The 7,230-nt window shown below is 45.2% G+C and carries 11 protein-coding genes and 1 pseudogene; 6 read left to right on the top strand and 6 right to left on the bottom strand.

The window, feature by feature from the left end; genetic code table 11:
• Positions 1 to 121 precede the first annotated feature (121 nt).
• On the top strand, positions 122 to 748 hold the full coding sequence (locus QUB30_RS32530; RefSeq protein WP_333342287.1) for a GIY-YIG nuclease family protein: 627 nt from the start codon (positions 122 to 124) through the stop codon (positions 746 to 748).
• Between the two features lie 192 nt (positions 749 to 940).
• Here the strand turns inward: QUB30_RS32530 and QUB30_RS32525 are convergent, their stop codons facing one another.
• Both QUB30_RS32525 and QUB30_RS32520 read right to left on the bottom strand, forming a co-directional pair.
• Positions 941 to 1,372: a hypothetical protein gene (locus tag QUB30_RS32525; protein ID WP_333342285.1), complete on the bottom strand. Its 432-nt coding sequence runs from the start codon at positions 1,370 to 1,372 to the stop codon at positions 941 to 943.
• Positions 1,365 to 1,541 (bottom strand): hypothetical protein, encoded by a 177-nt coding sequence (locus QUB30_RS32520; protein WP_190663969.1) that lies wholly within the window; start codon positions 1,539 to 1,541, stop codon positions 1,365 to 1,367. The genes QUB30_RS32525 and QUB30_RS32520 overlap by 8 nt, the downstream gene beginning before the upstream one ends.
• A gap of 376 nt (positions 1,542 to 1,917) precedes the next feature.
• Here QUB30_RS32520 and QUB30_RS32515 point away from each other — a divergent pair, with 376 nt between their 5' ends.
• Both QUB30_RS32515 and QUB30_RS32510 read left to right on the top strand, forming a co-directional pair.
• Positions 1,918 to 2,139: a hypothetical protein gene (locus QUB30_RS32515; protein WP_333342283.1), complete on the top strand. Its 222-nt coding sequence runs from the start codon at positions 1,918 to 1,920 to the stop codon at positions 2,137 to 2,139.
• A gap of 140 nt (positions 2,140 to 2,279) precedes the next feature.
• Positions 2,280 to 2,762: an Hsp20/alpha crystallin family protein gene (locus QUB30_RS32510; protein WP_333342281.1), complete on the top strand. Its 483-nt coding sequence runs from the start codon at positions 2,280 to 2,282 to the stop codon at positions 2,760 to 2,762.
• Between the two features lie 399 nt (positions 2,763 to 3,161).
• Here QUB30_RS32510 and QUB30_RS32505 read toward each other — a convergent pair whose 3' ends face one another.
• Both QUB30_RS32505 and QUB30_RS32500 read right to left on the bottom strand, forming a co-directional pair.
• Positions 3,162 to 3,503: a HepT-like ribonuclease domain-containing protein gene (locus QUB30_RS32505; RefSeq protein ID WP_333342279.1), complete on the bottom strand. Its 342-nt coding sequence runs from the start codon at positions 3,501 to 3,503 to the stop codon at positions 3,162 to 3,164.
• Positions 3,500 to 3,808, bottom strand: a complete 309-nt coding sequence (locus QUB30_RS32500; protein ID WP_333335640.1) for a nucleotidyltransferase domain-containing protein — start codon at positions 3,806 to 3,808, stop codon at positions 3,500 to 3,502. The genes QUB30_RS32505 and QUB30_RS32500 overlap by 4 nt, the downstream gene beginning before the upstream one ends.
• A gap of 213 nt (positions 3,809 to 4,021) precedes the next feature.
• Between QUB30_RS32500 and QUB30_RS32495 the strand changes: the two genes are divergently transcribed.
• Entirely contained in the window at positions 4,022 to 4,753 is a 732-nt protein-coding gene (locus QUB30_RS32495; RefSeq protein ID WP_333342277.1) for a tetratricopeptide repeat protein, read from the top strand.
• Positions 4,754 to 5,109: 356 nt separating this feature from the next.
• Here the strand turns inward: QUB30_RS32495 and QUB30_RS32490 are convergent, their stop codons facing one another.
• Complete coding sequence (locus tag QUB30_RS32490; RefSeq protein ID WP_333342275.1) at positions 5,110 to 5,262, bottom strand: DUF72 domain-containing protein; 153 nt, start codon at positions 5,260 to 5,262, stop codon at positions 5,110 to 5,112.
• 104 nt (positions 5,263 to 5,366) lie between these two features.
• Between QUB30_RS32490 and QUB30_RS32485 the strand changes: the two genes are divergently transcribed.
• The gene (locus QUB30_RS32485) at positions 5,367 to 5,507 is read left to right on the top strand and encodes a hypothetical protein (RefSeq protein ID WP_333342273.1); all 141 of its coding nucleotides are present in this window, start codon (positions 5,367 to 5,369) and stop codon (positions 5,505 to 5,507) included.
• A gap of 73 nt (positions 5,508 to 5,580) precedes the next feature.
• Here QUB30_RS32485 and QUB30_RS32480 read toward each other — a convergent pair whose 3' ends face one another.
• Positions 5,581 to 6,414, bottom strand: coding sequence for a hypothetical protein (locus QUB30_RS32480; protein WP_333342271.1), 834 nt, complete (start codon positions 6,412 to 6,414; stop codon positions 5,581 to 5,583).
• Positions 6,415 to 6,935: 521 nt separating this feature from the next.
• On the opposite strand from QUB30_RS32480, the pseudogene QUB30_RS32475 reads away from it, so the two are divergent.
• Positions 6,936 to 7,230: pseudogene (locus tag QUB30_RS32475) on the top strand (phytanoyl-CoA dioxygenase family protein); the annotation flags it as partial.

The raw sequence follows: 7,230 nt of genomic DNA, 5'->3' as shown, positions 1-7,230 counted from the left end.
ACGTCCAGTTCTAACTGAGAGGTGCTGGGGATAATACCCCACATCGACTCAACCAGAGTACGGCGCACAAAATTACGCCATTCCCCAAGACTTGGTAAACTTTCGGTGGCAGTTGAAAGGATTGTTGGAATCAGAGGGATCTCGCTCTTATCAATTCACTAACCTCGGTAAAATCCCAGTGGGTGCGCTTCCCCTGGCGCTGTTCAACAAAGTCCAAGAACCCCTGCTGCTGTCAGAGTTAATGAATTTAGAAGGCTCTGTAGAGATTGCTTTATCTGCGGGTTTATCCTGCTTAGAAGAACGGCGGGCTGACTTGCTGATTTATCGAGCACAACTTCGTCGGATTTTGGTGAATTGGCTCTATTTTCTGGAGGTCAAAGCGGACGGCCAGTGCTTCTATAAAATTGGGGTGACAACTCGATCGATCGAGGAACGAATCGCGGAAGTGCAGCGGGATGTGAGAGCGCATTACTCGGATGTTGCCGTCAACTTACTAGGATTGTGGGAACACCGGGGGAATGTGGAGCTGTACTTCAAGCACCGATATCAACCCTTTAACTACCGGATTGGCAAGCTGACAGAGTATTTTGTGTTTCCTGATGTTAAGGCTGTGCTGAATGATTTGTACGGGATGGAAGCCAAAGTGCTGAGTGAGGTTGAGGTCGATGTTTTCAGCTTGTACGATCGCCCTCAAAAAACATCCGGGAAAAAAGCATCTCTTAAAATAAATAGGAGCAAGCAAGGTTGAAACAGGTACAGCATTTATTATTAGTTGCTGCCCGACAATAAGAATGAAAGCTGCTATTGAAATTTCCTCTATTTACAGCATTTATTATTAGTTGCCCGACAATAAGAATGAAAGCTGCTATTGAGATTTCCTCTATTTTTGGTACTTCTGCGAAGGTAACTTTAACACTCACACCTCTCTTTGTTATTAATTTCATCTAAATAGCCAGCAGATTGATTTATCTTGTACTTGGACACAGGTCACGGCCAGTTGGCGGTTTATGGCGCGCTTGTAGCTCTCTTCTTCAGAAATCCGTTGTAAGGTGGTGGGATGGCGGAAATATACCACACCGCAGACACCATCTATGCTCATGCTATCCTCGGCACAAGGTTTTTCTCCGCGCCCTTGTAATCCCCACGTCATTTTTGTTTGCCCGCCATCTTCCCAACGCAAAGTCCTTCCTCCGCCTCCGGCCCAAGAAACCGACTCATAGATGCAGGTTTGCTTAAGTTCTACCTTGTCTTGGCGAAGCAACCAACAGGAAACAGATGCTCCCTCAATTCTCCCTGCGCGTGCAGGTGTGGCAACAATGCCCAGTGCTAGAATCGGTAGGAAAGCAGACAAAGTTTTCAAGTTTTTATCCACGGTTAACATATTCGGAAATAATGGGAGTGTCAGGCTTAGCAAGTTCTATTGTCACCATGACCAATCTATTACCAAACTTGTTGCCGAGCGCCACCGATACGCCAATTTTGGGAGAAACCGAACCAAACCCAACACCAACCATGCCCCCAATCTCAAAGAGTACGGTCACTACACTTTCTATGAACGCAACCCGAGCCCCCATTGCATCGGTAAACTAACTAATTATTTCGCGTGTCCCAATCAAGGTCGTGTTGCGGGGTTTGTACGAAACGAGGCCCAAAGTGTGAGCGTGATGTTGAGTTGGATGCGAAAGGCGATCGGGATGGAAGATGAGGTGAGTCAAAATCCAGATGTCAACGGATTGGATAGATGCGTCGGAAGGGGGCGTAGGCATCGCTCTCAAGTACAGCCATTGAGTCTTACACAGTTTAGAGAAGCGCTTTGGGTTCTTACTACTTGTTGAACTAGCGACACATAACCTCTTGGGCGATCGCGTTTTTAAGGCTGGGATTATGCGCTCGCCCTCATGAGCGCGAGCGATGGCTATGGGAAAGCAGCAATTGCCCGCTGTGCTCGTCCTTACCCTGCTACATCACCCGCACCGCATTGTTGGTACGGTTGGCAACACCGCCGATCCTTCCCCCGACGCTCACACGCCAGCAGAACGGGCGAGGCAAGCTCATCGCGTTCCCACAGCCTTTTCGGTTTCTAGGAATAGCTTTGTACGGTTTTCTTCAATGCCAATTACCCTGATTTTTTCACGTTGATTCTAGAAAATACGACCAACTCAGTGGGGTTCTCCTGACTGTTGCTCCCACTTATAAAGCGGCATCATAATAACTGTAAGCAATGAGCTTCAACCCAAACTTTCCTTATAAAGCTTTACCAATCTTTGAGGTGACAGATTATGTTGATGCGCCCCAAGCAACCCTTCACAGAAATTGAAACCATCCGTCAGCAACTCGATAAAGTTTTTGACCAACTGGCAACAACGAGAGATAACTCAGAAGCCGCTTGGATGCCCGCTCTAGAATTGGCTGATGCTGGGGACAACTTTGTATTAAAAGCGCAACTGCCTGGAATTGACCCCAAAGACATTGACGTTCAAGTGACTCGCGAAGCAATTTCTATCTCTGGCGAACGCCGCTACGAAAACACAAACGAGAAACCTGGGTACGTCCGTTCTGAATTCCGCTACGGCAAATTCCACCGGGTGCTTCCCTTGCCCGCACCCATTCAAAACGACTCTGTGCAAGCTGAATGCAAAGATGGCATTCTAACGCTAACTCTACCCAAAGTGACTGAAGCTCGCAATAAAGTCGTCAAGATTAACTTAGCCGAAATTGCTGGAGCTTCAACGAATCCAGCTTTGGAACAGGCTAACCAATAACAATCGGCTGTGCTTAATCGAGTAAGGCAAATTTTCCTTTCCTTGAGCCTGATTGGATTTACTTAACAACAACGGAACTGGAAAAGCTGATACCGGGAGCTACCATTGCTCTCGGTATTCTTTATTTGGGAAAGCCGAGCGAAAAACCACTTGAACCCGCAGTGAATTCAGCAACGCTTACAAGGCAGGCTTCCAGTAAATGCAGTCGATGTGCACGACGAGCCGAATATCCAATCGAGCGTCCAGGGGCTTTGAAGTCCCTCAGTCCTCCGTTCCACCCACTTCTGTGGCGAATAAAGACGCTTGGAGTGAACCACGGGGCGGGGCGCTTTTACGGTCATCAGAAATTCTTGGGGGAGACGCTGCTGCCAGGAACGCGAAGGTTTGATAGGGCTGAACTCACATCTCTAGCAACTCCTGTAAAATCTGTTCTACTGTTACCTTCAACGGAGGTAAATTATTCTGTACGATCGCCCAAACTAGGTTTAGCGAGACTCTGAAATATTCATGCACTACCAGATTCCTAAACGCTACAATTTGCGCCCAAGGGACTTGGGAATATCGGCTAGTTAACTCGGACGATAACGCATTTGTTGCTTCTCCAATAATCTGGAGGTGATGAACAATCCAAATTTGGATCAATTCTTGGTTATCAAATGCCTGCCTGCCAAGGCTAGCATATCGTTCAATTGCGGCTATTGCATCTAATATATCTTGCAGCCGTTGGGCTTCTCGCCTCATAGTGGTACAGCTTCCTGCAAAACGCGCTCGCGAATGCGTTCTTTCAACATATCTACTGTGGCGATATCGACCTTGCGATTGAGCAGTTGTTCTAAATCAAGCAAAAGCCCACCTGGAAACCAAGGCGTAATTTTCTCTAAATCGTAATCCACTAACAAATCAATATCGCTTTCTGGGGTCGCTTCGCCCCGTGCTACTGAACCGAATACGCGCACGTTGTAGGCTCCGTGCTTTTGGGCAATGGCTAGAATTTGCGATCGCTCATAATACAGTAATTCTTGAATACCTAATCCTGTTTTTTTCATCAAGCCCTCCACAGGGGTCATTGCTAGTTAATCAGCGAAAGTAGCCTAAATCTGTAAGCATTCAAAGCCAAGCTATCAGACATTGTAGAGTATTGTAGTATGCTCAATAAAGCTTTCAGAGTTAACAGGAGTTCATGTGGGAGTGCAAATTGAACCCTACGACCCTCACCACCTTGATGCTGTTATTTGTCTTTTGCATGGGGGAGAAAATTTATGGATTTGGAAAAACTATTTCAAGCCGGAGATTTAGCACAGCAAGCTGGTGAATATGTTGAGGCTGAGTCAATATGGAGGCGTTTTCTGAAGCACGATCCTGATAATGTGTATGTCTACCTCAAGCTAGGAATGGCTTTGGATTATCAAGGTCAAGGTGAGAAAGCTATCTGGGCCTACCAAAACGCTATTAGGATTGCACCTAATTATTCAGCAGCTTACCTGAATATGGCTGCCACACTAGCCGAGCGGCAAAGATTTTCCGAGGCTATGACAGTCTATCGAAAAGCGATCGAGATTGATTCGAGCCAACCACAGGCTTTTGTTGGTCTTGGTATGGTACTTGTAAATCTAGAGAGATACGGCGAGGCAATTACTAATTTTCAACAGGCAATTCAAGTTGCTCCTCAATCTGCTGCTGCACATTACCATTTAGGTGTTGCTTTGAATAAGCAGGGCAGATACGAAGATGCTATCAGCGTACTTCAGCGCGCCACAGAACTGGCACCCAATTCGGTTGTTGTATATCAATACCTCGGACAAATACTTGGTAATCAAGGTCGATTTGATGCAGCAATTGCAGCATTTGAAGAAGCGATAGAACTCGATCCAAGCTATGCGACAGCTTACTATAACCTGGGATTTGTGCTCAATGCTGTAGACAGAACGGAAGAAGGAAAAGCAGTCATCCAAAAAGCTTTGTTATTAACACGTCAACAGACCGATAGGTAAAAAAAGCAGTATAGTCCTGTTCGGAACTCTATTTATAACGGTTCTAATTGGAACTTCTAGAGATTACAGGTACGACTAATGCTTGGAAAGTAAAGTGTACCGCATCCTACCCTTCAACTTACTTCTGTAGAGAAAGAAAAGTCTTAGAACTGCCTATTAAAACACAATCAAATCGTCGGCCAATTTGAAGCATTTGAATTTTTTTTACGAAAGCAGATGCGGAATGCTAGGGAATTTAAGCTACAAACAATTAGAAGAGAATTGCTGTGATATCTCGAAGGTCGCAATCCTTGTTCCGCGATCGCTCGATCGTTCTGCGTTTCTCGATCATCGCCCTTGTCGTTTCATTCTTGCTGCTAATCTCTGCGGTAGTAGGTGCTATTAACTTCGACTGTTTGATATTGCTGAATATAGCGATCTAGCTCTTTGCAAGGCGGTAGCTGGTGGGGATAAAGCACACCTGGCCAAGGGTCGTAATTCCAACCAGAAGTGCCGATGTGAACACTCATCGCCTTTTTACTCACTCCACCGATAAGCGTGTGAATTTAAGCGTAGTCGGGCCGCATCGCTACCGCACTACTAACCGAACTCGCTTTGAGCCGGCAAAAATCAAATGTTGGTAGCGGCACAACTTCAATGCCAGCGGTACGGAGTCATCGCCTGGTTGTCAGGTTCTCGCCCATTTTTGCCACAGGCTATGATGGGGATTTACTTGGTAAACCGATCGCAGCAGTTAATTCCAACCGCATTTTGACCGCTACGATCCCCGTTCCCTCAAAGCCCCGCTCTGAAGAGAGGAATTCGCAACTAATAAAACTTACATGGATTCACGTTTGATAAGAGGGATTTTCAATAAACCTAATAAACTGCTTTCCTAATTCTGTAGTTTTGCTTTCTTGACTATACGAATGATTCTTTTTAATGAGAGTATCAATGTCTTCCTGGTGCTTAAAAGTTTTCATTTTAATCTCTTTTCCTCCCCTTTTTGTTGGTTGATTATACACACCCATAGAAATCTGAGGCATAGCAAATCCCAACCTTTGCAAATATATATCATCATCATCTTCTTCCGTAATGTAAACTTCTCTTAAACTTATCAATCCCCGGTCTGCCAAGTCTTTCAAAACCTGATTGTATATAGCCCTATTTTGCTCTAACATAGGAAAATATGTGTGTAATTCCTCTGGGGCATACCTATCCAGGTAGTGAAGGTGCTTTAGAGTTGAGATATGAAGTTCGGTAAAACCATCAATCCAGTAGAGAAACATCGCTAAAATATCATCCTCTAAGGCTCTGGGAAGAGATGAATTGAGAACTATATTTCTCAAAGCTTCAACTTTTTGCTCCTGATGAGTGCGGCGAGCTATCTGAGACGCATGGAGAAAAGTTGTCAGAAAAACGGGACTTTCAAAATCAACTGATTCGATTTTAGATTTTAGCTCCTCTAATTCTCGGACTAAAATTTCTAAAAATTTGTAACTCCTTTTCGTTGCCGGAGACACGATATAGCTCTCGAAAAAGCCTCCGAGTAACGACCCAACTGGTGGTAGAGAATTAACAATTCCTTTGACCATATTATAATTTTTGTCAGAATTATCGCTCTCAAAAGCCGCTTTGAGCTTTTCTTCGAGCGAGTCTTGATTTTGAGGGTTGTTGCTCATAGTTACTTTTCGCAAAAGGATTTATAAAGCGTAGCGTTCGCTTTTAGGAGGTTGATTAGAATTTTCCGTATTGCTAAGAGTCGGTTTTCACTACCTAATCCCAGAACTTGTTGCCGCTCGCCACCAATACGCCAATTTTTATCGAGTCATGTTTGGTTTCACATTACCTGCTGATTCACAAGCAAGGACGTGACAAGCTCAACCCAACCTACAGCGAAGGGCGATCGCACTCGTTCCTGCTCTGCGAAGGCTCCGCCTCAAGCAAGCGGTAAAGCTGCATCGGAGCGGTAGGTTGCGACATAGGTTAATCTTGGAGAAGACCGATATAGGGGGTGGTATCCAGCAAAAGTGACGGATAGCACCAAAGAACCCGGACTTAACCTGCTTTCGTTTCTGTTGAATTCCTTAAAACTAAGGTGTTATCCAGCAGATACGACGGATAATCCTGGAAGGTAAATATTATCCAGCACATCTGTTGAATACTGAAGTTTCTCCTGTCCCGGCTTAACCGGGTAGCGACGATGCTGATCAGGCAAACAAAAACAGCCCTAAGTTCCCTAGGTTATGAACTAGATTGCCGCGAGGAGGCTTTTGGTTATCTAAGGGATTCCTCCGATGTACTCGGACAGCCAGAGCAATTGCGACGGAGGATGCAACAAGACGGTTATTTATACTTAAAAGCCTTTCTTAACTCTCAAGAGGTTTGGCAAGCTCGTCAGGAAATTGCAGCTTGTTTAGCTGCTGAGGGAAGCTTGGAACTTGAGGGCCCTGTTCTAGATTGCATCGCTAAACCTGGATTAAACATACATTTCCGTC

The organism is Microcoleus sp. BROC3 (genome assembly GCF_036702515.1).
GTDB lineage: Bacteria > Cyanobacteriota > Cyanobacteriia > Cyanobacteriales > Microcoleaceae > Microcoleus.
The sequence above is the reverse complement of the archived record's forward strand: the minus strand, read 5'-3'. Positions and strand labels throughout refer to the sequence as shown.